This is a genomic window from Yersinia sp. 1252 StPb PI (assembly GCF_048593885.1).
GTDB classification, from domain to species: Bacteria; Pseudomonadota; Gammaproteobacteria; order Enterobacterales; family Enterobacteriaceae; genus Yersinia; species Yersinia enterocolitica_E.
The window spans coordinates 44,901-58,722 of sequence record NZ_JAZGQE010000006.1; the positions used below are offsets into that span (position 1 = coordinate 44,901).

Here is a 13,822-nt window from a genome sequence, read left to right on the forward strand (position 1 = left end):
TATCCGAAACGATAAAAGTGGCATTCTCTGTTTGCGGGCGGTTAAACATAGCATGCTCCACTTGCTGGATAGCAATCAATGCATCGTCACAAACGATAAAATACACGTCGAGGAGAAAATCATGGTGAATACAACCGGGCAGGTTGCCATTGTAACCGGAGCATCACGGGGTATTGGCGCAGCAATTGCTGAGCGTTTGGCTCAGGAGGGGTATACCGTTCTAATCAATTATGCCCGGAGTGACATTGAGGCGGAAACACTGGTGCGCAAAATTCAACAAGCGGGCGGAAATGCAGTGAGTGCGAAGGGGGATATCAGTGATGCCGCAGCGGTTGCACAGTTATTTTCTCAAGCAGAAGCTGCGTTTGGCGGGGTTGATGTCTTGGTCAACAATGCTGGAATTCTATCTCTCAGTGCCATTGCAGACAGTGATGATGAACACTTTGACCGCCAGATCGCCATTAACCTGAAAGGGAGCTTTAACGGGATGCGTGAAGCGGCAAAGCGTTTGAAAGATGGCGGCCGCATCGTAAACTTTTCAACCAGTGTTGTCGGGCTGAAACTGGAAAAATACGGTGTTTATGCTGCAACCAAAGCGGCGGTTGAAACCATGACAGCTATTCTGGCGAAAGAGTTGCGGGGGCGTAATATCACCGTTAATGCTGTGGCTCCTGGGCCGACGGCAACCTCGCTCTTCCTTGATGGTAAATCACCAGAATTAATTGAAAAAATGGCGAAAATGGCGCCACTAGAAAGATTAGGAACGCCAGAGGATATTGCAGCAGCCGTGGCTTTTCTGGTTGGAAAAGACGGTGGCTGGATTAATGGGCAAGTTTTACGCGCCAACGGTGGCCTGATTTAGCCTGTGGTGAACACGTGGAAAGGTCAGGGGAGCCTGCATTGTCAGAGATAACAATTAATCGCGACTGTCATAAAAGCGTCATTCGCTTGTTCTAGTATCCGTTGTAACCAATCAATACAAATTGTATTACTGTTTTACAACAAGGAATTATACCGATGCAGAACCGCGTATCCACTTTGTCCGGCATAGCGTTATCCACTCTGATACTCACCAGTTCATTGTTTACACCGAATGCTGTTGCTTCCGCCACTGGCTTATATGACCGTAGCGCCAAGGGAGATGTCACTCAATTTGGTGGGGCACGACGTTTGACCGGTGATCAGACACAGGCTCTTCGTGATTCGCTTTCCAATAAAACCGTAAAGAATGTCATTTTACTGATTGGCGATGGTATGGGCGATTCAGAAATCACCTCAGCACGTAACTATGCTATGGGGGCCGGTGGTTTCTTTAAAGGAATTGATGCGTTACCGCTGACAGGGCAATACACGCACTACTCATTAGATAAGAAAACGCAAAAACCAGACTACGTGACTGACTCGGCTGCCTCCGCAACAGCTTGGTCCTCAGGTGTAAAAACGTATAACGGCGCGCTGGGTGTTGATGTGCTCGGAAAAGATCACGTCACCTTGTTGGAGTTAGCGAAGAAAGCCGGTAAAGCAACCGGTAACGTTTCAACTGCTGAACTGCAAGATGCCACTCCTGCGGCACAGTTTGCTCACGTAACTGGGCGAAAATGCTATGGCCCGGAGGAAACGAGCGAGAAGTGCAGTAGCAATGCGCTGGAAAATGGTGGGCGCGGTTCAATTACTGAGCAGATGATTGCCGGGCGCGCGGATGTCACATTGGGTGGTGGCGCTAAATCATTCAGCCAAGTCGCTAAAGCCGGTGAATGGAAAGATAAATCTCTGCGTGAACAAGCCCTGGCTCGAGGTTATGTTATTGTCGAAAATCTTGCTGATCTGAATGCAATAAAGCAGGCAGACCAACAAAAACCGCTATTAGGGTTATTTAGCCCAGGTAACATGCCAGTACGTTGGCAGGGGCCGAAAGCGTCTTATCATGGCAATTTAGATAAGCCGCCGGTAGTTTGTGAAAACAATGCTGAGCGTACTAAAGATATTCCAACCTTGGCAGTGATGACTGAAAAAGCAATTGACCTGCTGAAACATAACGAAAAAGGATTCTTCTTACAGGTTGAAGGGGCATCCATTGATAAACAAGACCATGCGGCGAACCCTTGTGGTCAGTTCGGTGAAACTGTCGATTTGGATGAAGCAGTACAAAAAGCACTGGAGTTTGCGCGTGCAGACGGTAATACCTTGGTTATTGTGACAGCAGATCACGCGCATTCCAGTCAAATTATTGAAGCAGATGCAAAAGCTCCTGGCTTAACACAAGCGTTAACCACGAAAGATGGCGCAGTTATGGCGATAAGCTACGGCAACTCTGAAGATGATTCTCAAGGGCACACGGGTACCCAATTGCGCATAGCAGCTTACGGACCGAATGCGGCAAATGTGGTTGGTCTAACAGACCAGACCGACCTGTTCTTTACCATGCGTGATGCTATGGCGATTAAATAAGCCACGATACACCTGTTACAACACAATTCCCTGAATAATCCCGGTGCAATAATGGCCGGGATTTTTAGTTTCTGTTAGCCACGATTATATCCATCCTCTAAATATCACTGATTTACATTATCATTCCTTACCAATTGTTATAATAATAACATTTTAATTCATGTCAAACTCCTGTAGTTCCCATGCTGCGCACTTCAATTGCTGCGATCTTTGTCACACACATAACATTTGTCAGCTGATAATGTTATTGCAATAACATTGCGTGGTGAAAATTAGAATAAAGGGGTTAACAATGGATATTGCAGTAATTGGTTCCAACATGGTTGATCTGATCACCTATATTGATGAAATGCCGCAAGTCGGGGAAACATTGGAGGCACCGAATTTTGAAATTGGGTGCGGCGGTAAAGGGGCCAATCAGGCGGTTGCCGCTGCCAAGTTAGGTGCCAATGTGATGATGGTCACTCGGGTTGGTGATGATCTGTTTGCGGAAAATACCATAAGAAATCTACAAAAAGCTGGGGTTGATACCCAGTATGTAAAAGCAGTTACAGGGGCCTCGAGTGGTGTGGCTCCGATTTTCGTCGATAAATCATCACAAAATCGAATTTTGATTATCAAAGGCGCTAACAATCATTTGTTACCCGCGGATGTCGATGCTGCTGCTGATGCGCTCAAAGCTTGCCAATTGATTATTCTACAACTCGAAATTCCGCTGGAAACGGTCTACGCCGCTATCGACTTTGCCCGCCAGCACCAGATTAAAGTTATTCTTAATCCAGCCCCCGCATCTAAAGCATTGGATATCGGCTATGCATGTCAGTGCGAGTTCTTTATGCCAAATGAAACTGAGCTGGCGATTCTGACCGGAATGCCAGTTGATAGTCTGGATAACATTTACCGTGCGGGGCGCAGCTTATTGGATAAAGGGTTACATAACCTGATCATTACTTTGGGGCATCGCGGCTCATTATGGATGCACGGTGAACACATTGACCATGTGCCACCGGTTAGTGTCCACGCCATCGACACCAGCGGCGCAGGTGATGCTTTCATTGGTTGTTTTGCTCATGAATATGTCCAGCACGGCAATATATTAAAAGCGATGGAAATGGCTTCTGCTTTTGCAGCCTACAGTGTCACAGGAAAGGGAACCCAACGTTCTTATCCTGATGCGTCGCAATTTATTGATTTTTTAAAGACCCTACACCAAGGAAAATAAAATGCGCCTTAATACCGTTCAACTGCCAGATGGCTATTTAAATAAAACGCCGTTATTCCAATTTATTTTGCTTTCCTGCTTATTCCCGCTATGGGGATGTGCAGCCAGTCTGAATGATATTTTAATTACTCAATTTAAAAGCGTATTTGCACTCAGTGATTTTGCCAGTGCACTGGTACAAAGTGCCTTTTATGGCGGTTATTTTCTGATTGCTATTCCTGCCTCTTTGGTCATCAAAAAAAGCAGTTACAAAGTTGCTATATTAATCGGGTTAACACTTTATATTATCGGATGTATGTTGTTTTATCCTGCCTCCCATATGGCAACATATACTATGTTTCTGGCCGCTATTTTTGCCATCGCTATTGGTTTAAGTTTCCTTGAAACTGCTGCTAACACCTACAGCTCCATGATTGGTCATAAAGACTATGCCACTTTACGGCTTAATATCAGCCAAACTTTCTACCCGATCGGCGCATTGATGGGGATAGTACTCGGTAAATACCTGGTATTTCAGGAAGGTGATAGTTTACACAACCAAATGGCCGCGATGACGCCAGATCAGATTCATGCTTTTCGTCTTACGATGTTAGAACATACATTGGAACCTTATAAATATCTGATTTTTGTTCTGCTGCTGGTTATGCTGTTATTTGTTATTACTCGTTATCCTCATTGCAAACCACAAGGTGATAGCGGTAAAAAAGTGGTTTCACCGTCATTAAAAGAAACCTTGAAATATTTAGCTGGGAACAGTCGTTTTAAAAAAGGCATTGCGGCGCAGTTCCTCTATGTGGGTATGCAAGTCGCAGTATGGTCCTTTACGATTCGCCTGGCCTTAAACCTGGGCGCATCTAATGAACGAGATGCCTCGAACTTTATGATTTACAGTTTTATTTGCTTCTTTATTGGTAAGTTTGTGGCCAACTTCCTGATGACACGATTTAAAGCCGAAAAAGTGTTAATTGCCTATTCTATTTTAGGTGCATTAACGCTGCTTTATGTCGTAACCGTACCCAACTTTACTGCGGTATATGCAGCCGTATTTGTCAGCGTCTTGTTTGGGCCCTGCTGGGCGACTATCTATGCAGGTACCCTGGATACAGTAGACAACAAATATACCGAAGTGGCCGGGGCCATTATTGTGATGTCGATAGTGGGGGCCGCAGTGGTACCAGCATTACAAGGGTTTGTCTCTGACCATCTTGGTTCAATGCAACATGCATTTTTTGTCTCATTATTGTGTTTCGCCTATGTTGGTTTCTATTTTTGGGGTGAACTGCGCAATAAACAACGGACAAGTGCGGCAACATTGGCAAATAATGAGTCTTAATTGAACCGGGAGTAACAATAAATGACCGCCAAAATAACGCTAATCCGTGAACAGTTCAGTCACCAGGAGCAAGAGATCTATAGCAGTAGTGATTTTACTGTTATCAGTTTTAAATATGCCTCAGGTATTGAAGCTCTGAAAATTGTTAATTCTCGTGGGTACCTGACCGTTTTACCTTATTACGGCCAAATGATTTGGGATGCGGAATTTGATGGGCATAACCTGAAAATGGAAAATATGTTCTCTCAACCTAAGCGCGGAGAGAACATTGTTGACACCTACGGTTGTTTTGCTTTCCATTCGGGTTTGCGCCGTAATGGTTGTCCATCGCCTGAGGACGACCATGTATTACACGGCGAGATGCCTTGTGCTGAAATGGACTACGCTTGGCTCCTTATTGACGGCGACACACTTGCCGTCACGGGCAGTGTGGAATATGTGAAAGGGTTCGGTGATCATTATTGTGCGCAACCGCTGGTTAGGCTCAGGGCCGGTAGCGCGCAGTTCGATATTGAGATGAAGGTGACTAACTTATCCAGTATGCCGATGCCTTTGCAATATATGTGTCATATGAACTACACCTATATTCCTGGGGCCACTTTCCGTCAAAACTTACCCGGTTCAGCACTGAAATTGCGTGAGACAGTGCCGGCACATGTACACCCAACCCCGCAATGGTTGCACTACACCCAACAATTACGGGAAAGAACTCAGGGATTAACCGATTTAAATGAATCGGAGTTTTACGATCCAGAAATTGTATTTTTTGCCGATAATCTTGCGCAATATGTTGATAATGCAGAATTCTTTATGTTGTCCCCGCAAGGACATCGTTTTGTTACTCGTTTTTCCACCGCGCAGTTTAATTATGCTACTCGTTGGATTTTACATAATGGCGATCAGAAAGTGGCTGCATTTATTTTACCTGCAACCTGTCGCCCGGAAGGGTATTTGGCGGCGAAAGAAAAGGGGACGTTATTAATGTTATCCCCAGGAGAGAGCCGCCATTTCAGCGTGACCACCGGAGTGGTTTAATAATGTTGTATGCTGGCAGAAAATAGCTATGTTATTAGCGGGCAAGGACGCCCGCAGAGCCGTTAAGTAAATGCAAAACCACTGAAAACTAAATACGACCGTAAAAAGTCATTCTGGCGGTCTCGGATAGCGCAATATCGGGTTGAGCATTATAGGCTAACACTACCAGCATTCGTGTGATATCCCCTTGGGTCGGCGTGACTCGGTGAATCGCATTTCTTCCACGAAATAGCACTAAGTCCCCGGGTTCAATTTGCAATGTTTTAGGTGTGACCTGTTGGTTTAACAGTCGTTCCACTCCTGAGTAATTCATCTCTCCTTTATCGGCATCGCGCATCTCTTCAATATATTCAAAGACGCCACCCGCTTGCGGTTTTTGTACTAATAAGGTGATGGCGAATGATGAATTATCAAAATGCCAACCTAACTCTTGGCCTTGACTGGCATAGTGCAAGTTAATGGAAGAAAGTGAATCGGCGTAAGGGTAGAGTTGTTTTTCATCTAATACGGCACACAAGAAGTCTTGGAAATCTTGCGCATTGTACAGCGTTCGTAATGCGGAATCGGTAGGGATCTCTTCGTCAGTAATACAGCCTTTTGATGAGGTAACCAACCGATTACGGGGATGGTCAGCAGGGAAGGCGGGATCGGCTTTGGTCAGATAAACATTATGCTGATTAGCGGCATAGTAAGCTCGATGCTTATGACTGACGCCTTCTTGTTTAATACTACTCAGCGCGCGGGGCTGCAAGAAGCCTGATAGTACCAAGGCACCGTATGTTTCTAACGTGTTCTTGCACTGTGTGATGAACATAACATCGTTGATTGGGTTGGCTTCCATATTAATAATTTCGCTGAGCTGCTGCATATATCCTCCCAGTAATGCTAAATGTTGCTTGGTTTCTGTTCCTAACTGTATAGGATTAGTTGTAACTGGAATAACAATAAAACGTTACTGTTAGGTTAAGTTTGGCTATCGGTATCAATATAATGCGTTATGGAGAAGGGAGGCTGTTATGAATAGTTTGAAGGCTGTTCGTTTGCCAAAGTTAACCGCCATTTTAGCATTCGAGACAGCCGCTAATACCGGCAGTCTGGCCAGTGCGGCGGCCCGGTTATCATTAACGCCAGCGGCGGTTAGCCAGCAAATACGTCAGTTAGAGCAACATCTGGGGATTCAATTATTTGCCCGTTCGAAATCAGGCGTTGAACTGACCTCGCAGGGTAGTGCCTATTTAGCTTATGTACAGCAGGCATTTGAAACATTACGGATGGCCCAACAGAGTATGGCGCGGGATAAAGGCAATATATCATTGAATATCTCAGCACTGCCCGCCCTGGCGAGTCGATGGCTTAATCCGCATCTCAAGCAGTGGTTAGACCAATATCCCGATGTGGATATTCGGATTCATGCTACTCACGGGGTGGTTGATTTCAATCGTACTGCGGCAGATTTTTATCTGGCTTTTGGTGATGAACATTATCCCCAGCAAGAGAAAGAAATGCTATTTCAGGATTGGGTTTTTCCGGTTGCAAGCCCACTGCTATTAACTACCCCTTGGCTTGATGGTAAACACAACATTATCTACCCAATGATACATGTTGATTGGGGCAAAGAAGGGCAGTTCTTACCTGATTGGCATGAATGGCTGCTGTCAGCAAAATTAGATGAGTGTGTTCCCAACCGAGGGCCAATCTACAACTTAACCTCCATGGCGATTGATTCGGCCGTGGCGGGGAACGGTATTTTACTGGGCCAACAACATTTGATTAAAAAAGAATTAGATGAGGGGTGTTTAATTCAGTTGTCTGAACATAAATTACCCGTTACAAAACCTTATTATCTAATTTATCCCAAGCGAACCCTGGACAAACCAAGAGCGGCGGAGTTTATCCAATGGTTGCATAGTCTTTGCTAGCTGAATGCATAATCAACTGGCATAATTGATTTATTGTGCATTCTGGCCTGTTGTTATGGTGGGCAGATGCATTAAATTAAAACACTGACTTATTATTTAACCTGTAAATTGCACTTAAGTTAAATTTACAGGTTTTCTCTACGGCTTTTTGCCGTGGTTTATTTGTGTAAAAACGGTGTGTGAAAAGAGTTATTTATTAAAAATCGCCATTAAAGGCAGAATAAAAATTACTATTTTAAGATAGGGGCATATAAACCATCGTGGCGAAGAGAAAATCTACCGGTACCGGCTGGGTTATCCTACTAATAGTCGTTTTAGGGCTGATTACAGGTATCCCAAGAGAAGTGTGGATTGCACTGAGTGCGGCTATCTTATGCATGTATTTTGTCTGGCAAAATCTTAAAGGGACGAAGCGGTCTGTCGCCTCATCTATTAGCGCGGACATGCAGAAAACTGCAGCGATACCTGATCTTGGCGATTATCCTATTACCCCTTCGCAGCTTGAACCCGAACATAGCATTGAAGGTAGCAGCGCAAATCAGACCCCATCAGTTGATGAAATCAAGAAACCCGCGACTAAAAAACCCGAGACCTCGCGAGGATCTTTAGCCCGCGCTTCCTGGTTACGTCCTGGCGAGTTGGCGGTTGTGGCTGGAATAAATTTACCCGATGGCATGATTTACATTGGTAATAAATACAAAAGTAATCGCACTGGTGCGGAACCTGCATTTATTAACCCATCGATGGATGTGGCAGAACAAGAAATAGATATCTCCTTGCCGCTGATTGATAATGCGCCTGATTACTCGACATGTTCGCCGCAAGCGAGAAGAGCTTATTTACAATGGCTTGCAGATGGGCGTAAATCACCTACTGCGCATATTGGTTACGTCTTCCTATTCTTCTATGGTTTGGAACATCGGATTTTAATCGATGCTGCAATTGATCCGGTAGCGAAAAAAGAACTTCCTATTCTTGAAGAAGAAATTAATCGCCTGCTAAATATTTATGGGAAAAATAACGCATTTAATCATTATGCGCAGAACTTGTTGGTTTATATATCTCGAGTGAATATAGAAGAGAAACTCTATCTCTCTCCACCCCCATTAACCCGCGAGGCATCAACAGAACTTCCGTTGGCGCTACTGGTTGGTTTAGGGCAGTTGGCTGTTGACCAGCAACCTTTGCCTGCCGCCTGGGCGCTCGCCTGGGGCGAGGCTGATCCGGCGATAAATCAGAATATCTCAATGGCACATTGTGCTGATATTTTCTCCTCACTTTTTCAGCAGCGTTATCGTGAGCAGTATGGAGACGGATTTTTATTACCCATAAATAAAACCAAGCTACTGATATTTTATCGCCCTGCATCTGCGGGATTAATGGGGCAAGAATTCTTTCAGCAGATGGGGGAACTGCCGAATGTGGCTGTGTGTAAAGCGCATAGGGATAGGCTGAGGCCAATATTTGAATCTTGCCAGCATGACCTGGATATCTATAACCGTTTTGCCAGTGTTAATCCAAAGAAAAAAATGTCACTGGAAGGGCAACTATTACTACCGATGCCGTTGTGGTCAGCAGCATTAAAAACAGAGTTAGAAAGTATCAAAGCGAGAGTGGGTTATGGTTTGTTGATGGTAACGCTGGATGAGCTTTTTCTTCGGCTCAGTACGGCGTGCGACACCAAGCCATTAGAGCGTTTATCCCGCAGTCAGGTTATGGCATTAACCTTTGCATTAGCATCACTGCAAGTGGGTATTGAACCTGATGTCAGAGCAGATAACCGCACACCTGTTTTGCAAGATACTGTGGCACTGTTCCCTATTGAGTCAATGGTGGCTGAATCTGCCACCTTTGCCGCATACCGCGTGACCATGCTTGCGGTGGAGTTGGCTTGCGCAGCGGTGATGATCGATGGGCGTATCGGTGAGCCAGAATCCATGATATTGACCCGACATATTGATGCCTGGGGTTATCTTAGCCCCGGTCAGCGTATGCGGTTGAAAGCTTATCTCCAACCCGGTATCAGGAAAAATAATACCCTACTGGCCCTGAAAAATAATCTTGAGCCGCTCTCGCTGGAGAACCGTCGGGCCATTGCTCGCTTTTTGGCACATTTGATTCAGGTAGAGGGAACCATTACGCCACCAGAAGTGAAATTTCTTGAACGGGTATATAAGCGTTTTGCCTTAGACAGCAAATTGGTTTATAGCGATCTTGATAGCCGTGCAACCCCGATGACACTGAGTCTGCCGTCTCAAGCCGCTGAAGTTATTAATGATACAGACCGTATTAATCTGTTAAAAAATGAAAGCCAGCAATTAGTGGTGTTGCTGGAGAGTCTGTTTGTTACTGAAAATACTGAGGTATCGACTCAGGAAGAGATTAATCCACAATCAATAACAGCAATTAGTGCTAATTTGCCCGATAGCATCGTGACTTTCTTGAAATTATTGATTTCCCGCGACTCTTGGGAAAGAGAAAAATTAGCAGATATCGCGTTAGATATGGAAATCAAAATTGACGACGCGCTGATTGAAATAAACCGCAAAGTATTGTCGGCGTTTGATGCCCCCTTAGTAACCGGTGAAGACGTTATCGCAATAAACCGTGATATATCGGCAGCACTATTAATATGATTAGCCAGGTATCGTCGCGGTGTAACTTGAGCTGAACGCTAATAGTCGCTACCATAGCGCGCCTAATAATGTCAGAGAGATAGTCGTGATGAAATACCAATGGATACTGTTCGATGCGGATGAGACACTATTTCACTTTGATGCATATCAAGGGTTAAAGCTGATGTTTTCTCGCTTTAATGTGGATTTTTCCGTGCAGGATTTCGATTATTATCAATTGGTTAATAAACCACTGTGGGTTGATTATCAAGATGGGAAAATATCCGCCAGCGAATTACAAAACACCCGTTTTGAGATGTGGGCAGAGAAACTGGGGGTGGCAGCTACCCGGTTGAACAGTGAGTTTTTAGTCGCCATGGCGGATATCTGTTCACTCCTACCGGGTGCCCGTGAGTTGGTTGATGCCTTGAGTGGTAAAGTGAATATGGGCATTATTACCAATGGTTTTACCGAGCTACAAACGATACGTTTGGAACGTACTGGTCTGAAAAATGTCTTTTCTCCGCTGATCATTTCTGAACAAGTCGGGGTGGCCAAACCGGATGTGGCTATATTTGAGCATGCTTTCAATTTAATGAATAACCCGGCCAAAGAGCATATTCTAATGGTGGGCGATAATCTGCATTCCGATATTCAGGGTGGTATTAATGCAGGGATAGATACTTGCTGGCTTAATATGCACGGCAGTGTACCGGATGATAATATTGCGCCTCGTTACCAAGTCAGTTCGCTGGCAGAGTTACAGAAATTACTCTTGGCCTAATTAACCTCTTATCTAATTTTAAAAGGCCGTTAACGGTATATTATCGATAACAGCCGGTTATCTATGCTCGTATATTAGTTGCAAGCTTGAAAGGTCTGCCATCCAACGTAATTCAATGCTAGTGACAACGTCACCGTTGATTGGCAATTAAGTCTTCTACTTGGTCAAAAATAGGCATTTCAGGCCCGAAGCGGCGCACCTGGAGCACATCCTCCAGTTTCTCCAACTGGCTTATCATTTGCAGTAATCGCTGATCATCCAAGACTTGCAGCCAAATGCGACTTTCGTCACCGCCAGCCAACGGCATACATAAAATTCCCTCGACGTTAAATGCGCGCCGGGCAAATAACCCGCAAATATGGGACATCACCCCGGGGTGGTTGCGTACGGTGAGTAACAGTGTCACCTGCGCAGAAGTCGATAGGTTTGGTGTTGGTTGTCCTGCCATTTGTTGAGTCGTCATATTACTCCCCTCCAATCATATCGATATTTGCCGCACCCGGTGGCACCATCGGATACACTTTTTCATCCACATCAATCAGTGCGTGGATCAATACCGGGCCTGGTCGGTTTAAGGCTTCATGCAAGGCAGCATAAGGGTCGCTGGCTGTGTTGAGGTCACATGTGGAGAAACCAAACCCTTCTGCGATATGGATGAAGTTTGTGCGATACGGGTAGTCGGCTGCAAAAATACGTTTACCAAAGAACAGTTCCTGTTGCTGATGGACTAAACCCAATGATTGGTTATTCATCAAAATAATCTTAACGTTCAGCTGTTCTTCAGCGGCGGTCGCCATTTCCTGAATATTCATCATCAGGCTGCCATCACCAGAAAAACACACTACTTTTGCCTCTGGTTTCGCCAGTGCTGCACCAATGGCAGCGGGCAGACCAAATCCCATGGTGCCCAGCCCGCCAGACGTTAACCACTGTCGCGGGCGATGCAACGGATAAGCCTGCGCTACCCACATCTGGTGTTGTCCCACATCAGTGGTAATGATGGTGTCATCATCCAGCGCTTCGGCCGCCGCGCGAATCAAACCATAGTGGCACAGTGGGTTGGTGCTGTTGGGTTGATTGAACGGAAATTCGCGCTGCATATCACTGACGGTTGAGCGCCATTCGCTGCGTGAACGAGTTTCAACTAAAGGCAACAGGTGGGTTAATACCTGCTTAATGTCGGCATTCATCGCCAGGTGTGGTCGGCGGATTTTGCCTAACTCAGCCGGGTCAATATCAATATGAATGATGCTGGCATCAGGGCAGAATTGTTCTGCTTTTCCGATAGCACGATCATCAAATCTCGCCCCAAGTACGATCAATAAATCAGCTTGTTGCATGATCAGATTGGTTGAGCGTGCTGCATGCATTCCCAACATTCCCAAGGATAATGGGTGGTCAACGGGCATGGTACCCAGTGCCATTAATGTCATGGTAGTTGGCAGTCCAGCCTGTTCAGCCAGTTGTATTGCTTGTTGGTGCGCCTGCGAACTGACGATTCCTCCCCCCAGATAGAGCACAGGCCGTGCCGCACGGTTGATCATTTGAGCGGCGTGCGCGATAGCTTGTGGGTCTATTGGGCAAGGCTCATCGGCAACGCCTGGTAGCGGCAAACTCTCAAGCTCAATTTCTGCTGTTTGCACATCTTTGGGAATATCAATCCATACCGGGCCGGGCCGCCCAGACTGGGCAATGCGAAATGCCGCTGGGATCACCCGGGGCAATTCGCTGATATCGCGAACCAGATAATTATGTTTGGTGATAGGTATCGATATGCCATAGGTATCAACCTCTTGAAAAGCATCGGTGCCAATCATTGAGGAGGAAACCTGACCTGTAATACACACGAGTGGAATAGAGTCGAGTTTGGCATCGGCAATTGCCGTGACCAGATTGGTTGCCCCAGGGCCGCTGGAGGCTAAGCAGACTGCGGTTTGGCCGGTGGCGCGGGCCATGCCTTGAGCCATAAAGCCAGCACCTTGTTCGTGTCGTGCCAGCACATGGCGAATAATACGGCTTTGCCCTAGAGCATCATACAACGGTAACGCTGCGCCGCCGGGAATGCCTGCGACCGTGGTAATACCTTGCTGCTCGAGCAAGCGAACTATTAATTGGGCGCCTGTATAACGCATGGTTATATCCTTCATCAGGGCCGGCGGTTAACAGAGTGGGGCTAAAAAGAAACCCCGCTCGGCTGGCGCCGGCGGGGTTTGGGAATCTTTCTGGATTCGGTACCCGTTACGGCGCGCTGCCGACCACCACCACTAGCACGCGTACGACTACCACTGCGTTAACATACGCAGTATTTTGTAGACTGAAGGTGGCAGTGGAATAGTTCACGAGGTATCTCATCAATAAGTGTAATAAGCCTTAAAAGATAAACACGATTCGCCAAAAGGCACAAGCAATCAGAATGATAACAATGCAAAAATCTGAGGCGGATCACAACGTTACTGGTGTGGCTGG

Annotated in this window: 12 protein-coding genes; 8 read left to right on the top strand and 4 right to left on the bottom strand. The window is 45.9% G+C overall.

Features of this window, described 5'->3' with window-relative positions:
• The first annotated feature begins 121 nt into the window (after positions 1–121).
• The 5 genes from V2A85_RS01960 to V2A85_RS01980 all read left to right on the top strand — a co-directional run bounded on the left by V2A85_RS01960 (position 122) and on the right by V2A85_RS01980 (position 6,038).
• A complete protein-coding gene (locus V2A85_RS01960; RefSeq protein WP_372559059.1) occupies positions 122–862 on the top strand; it encodes an SDR family oxidoreductase in 741 nt (246 codons plus the stop codon).
• A gap of 155 nt (positions 863–1,017) precedes the next feature.
• Positions 1,018–2,448 (top strand): alkaline phosphatase, encoded by a 1,431-nt coding sequence (gene phoA / locus V2A85_RS01965; RefSeq protein ID WP_420070823.1) that lies wholly within the window; start codon positions 1,018–1,020, stop codon positions 2,446–2,448.
• Between the two features lie 292 nt (positions 2,449–2,740).
• The gene (rbsK, locus tag V2A85_RS01970) at positions 2,741–3,670 is read left to right on the top strand and encodes a ribokinase (RefSeq protein WP_372559057.1); all 930 of its coding nucleotides are present in this window, start codon (positions 2,741–2,743) and stop codon (positions 3,668–3,670) included.
• Position 3,671: 1 nt separating this feature from the next.
• The gene (fucP, locus tag V2A85_RS01975) at positions 3,672–5,003 is read left to right on the top strand and encodes an L-fucose:H+ symporter permease (protein WP_372559056.1); all 1,332 of its coding nucleotides are present in this window, start codon (positions 3,672–3,674) and stop codon (positions 5,001–5,003) included.
• 21 nt (positions 5,004–5,024) lie between these two features.
• Positions 5,025–6,038, top strand: coding sequence for an aldose 1-epimerase family protein (locus V2A85_RS01980; protein WP_420070824.1), 1,014 nt, complete (start codon positions 5,025–5,027; stop codon positions 6,036–6,038).
• An 88-nt stretch (positions 6,039–6,126) separates the two neighbouring features.
• Here V2A85_RS01980 and V2A85_RS01985 read toward each other — a convergent pair whose 3' ends face one another.
• The gene (locus tag V2A85_RS01985; protein WP_420070825.1) at positions 6,127–6,906 is read right to left on the bottom strand and encodes a HalD/BesD family halogenase; all 780 of its coding nucleotides are present in this window, start codon (positions 6,904–6,906) and stop codon (positions 6,127–6,129) included.
• Between the two features lie 148 nt (positions 6,907–7,054).
• On the opposite strand from V2A85_RS01985, the gene V2A85_RS01990 reads away from it, so the two are divergent.
• The 3 genes from V2A85_RS01990 to yjjG all read left to right on the top strand — a co-directional run bounded on the left by V2A85_RS01990 (position 7,055) and on the right by yjjG (position 11,356).
• A complete protein-coding gene (locus V2A85_RS01990) occupies positions 7,055–7,957 on the top strand; it encodes a LysR substrate-binding domain-containing protein (RefSeq protein WP_420070826.1) in 903 nt (300 codons plus the stop codon).
• A gap of 260 nt (positions 7,958–8,217) precedes the next feature.
• On the top strand, positions 8,218–10,593 hold the full coding sequence (locus tag V2A85_RS01995; protein ID WP_420070827.1) for a TerB N-terminal domain-containing protein: 2,376 nt from the start codon (positions 8,218–8,220) through the stop codon (positions 10,591–10,593).
• An 88-nt stretch (positions 10,594–10,681) separates the two neighbouring features.
• Complete coding sequence (gene yjjG, locus V2A85_RS02000) at positions 10,682–11,356, top strand: pyrimidine 5'-nucleotidase (RefSeq protein ID WP_083158814.1); 675 nt, start codon at positions 10,682–10,684, stop codon at positions 11,354–11,356.
• 130 nt (positions 11,357–11,486) lie between these two features.
• Here yjjG and ilvN read toward each other — a convergent pair whose 3' ends face one another.
• From ilvN to V2A85_RS02015, 3 genes are all read right to left on the bottom strand, one after another.
• Complete coding sequence (gene ilvN / locus V2A85_RS02005; protein ID WP_372559051.1) at positions 11,487–11,819, bottom strand: acetolactate synthase small subunit; 333 nt, start codon at positions 11,817–11,819, stop codon at positions 11,487–11,489.
• A 1-nt stretch (position 11,820) separates the two neighbouring features.
• Positions 11,821–13,488, bottom strand: coding sequence for an acetolactate synthase large subunit (gene ilvB / locus V2A85_RS02010; protein ID WP_193784659.1), 1,668 nt, complete (start codon positions 13,486–13,488; stop codon positions 11,821–11,823).
• Positions 13,489–13,594: 106 nt separating this feature from the next.
• Positions 13,595–13,696, bottom strand: a complete 102-nt coding sequence (locus V2A85_RS02015) for an ilvB operon leader peptide IvbL (protein WP_227746532.1) — start codon at positions 13,694–13,696, stop codon at positions 13,595–13,597.
• Positions 13,697–13,822 lie beyond the last annotated feature (126 nt).

Bases quoted from the DNA above. Each gene is read 5' to 3' on its own strand.
- rbsK (WP_372559057.1), top strand. From the start codon at position 2,741: ATGGATATTGCAGTAATTGGTTCCAACATGGTTGATCTGATCACCTAT.
- ilvN (WP_372559051.1), bottom strand. From the start codon at position 11,819: ATGACGACTCAACAAATGGCAGGACAACCAACACCAAACCTATCGACT.
- fucP (WP_372559056.1), top strand. From the start codon at position 3,672: ATGCGCCTTAATACCGTTCAACTGCCAGATGGCTATTTAAATAAAACG.
- phoA (WP_420070823.1), top strand. From the start codon at position 1,018: ATGCAGAACCGCGTATCCACTTTGTCCGGCATAGCGTTATCCACTCTG.
- yjjG (WP_083158814.1), top strand. From the start codon at position 10,682: ATGAAATACCAATGGATACTGTTCGATGCGGATGAGACACTATTTCAC.
- V2A85_RS01960 (WP_372559059.1), top strand. From the start codon at position 122: ATGGTGAATACAACCGGGCAGGTTGCCATTGTAACCGGAGCATCACGG.
- ilvB (WP_193784659.1), bottom strand. From the start codon at position 13,488: ATGCGTTATACAGGCGCCCAATTAATAGTTCGCTTGCTCGAGCAGCAA.
- V2A85_RS01990 (WP_420070826.1), top strand. From the start codon at position 7,055: ATGAATAGTTTGAAGGCTGTTCGTTTGCCAAAGTTAACCGCCATTTTA.
- V2A85_RS01985 (WP_420070825.1), bottom strand. From the start codon at position 6,906: ATGCAGCAGCTCAGCGAAATTATTAATATGGAAGCCAACCCAATCAAC.
- V2A85_RS01980 (WP_420070824.1), top strand. From the start codon at position 5,025: ATGACCGCCAAAATAACGCTAATCCGTGAACAGTTCAGTCACCAGGAG.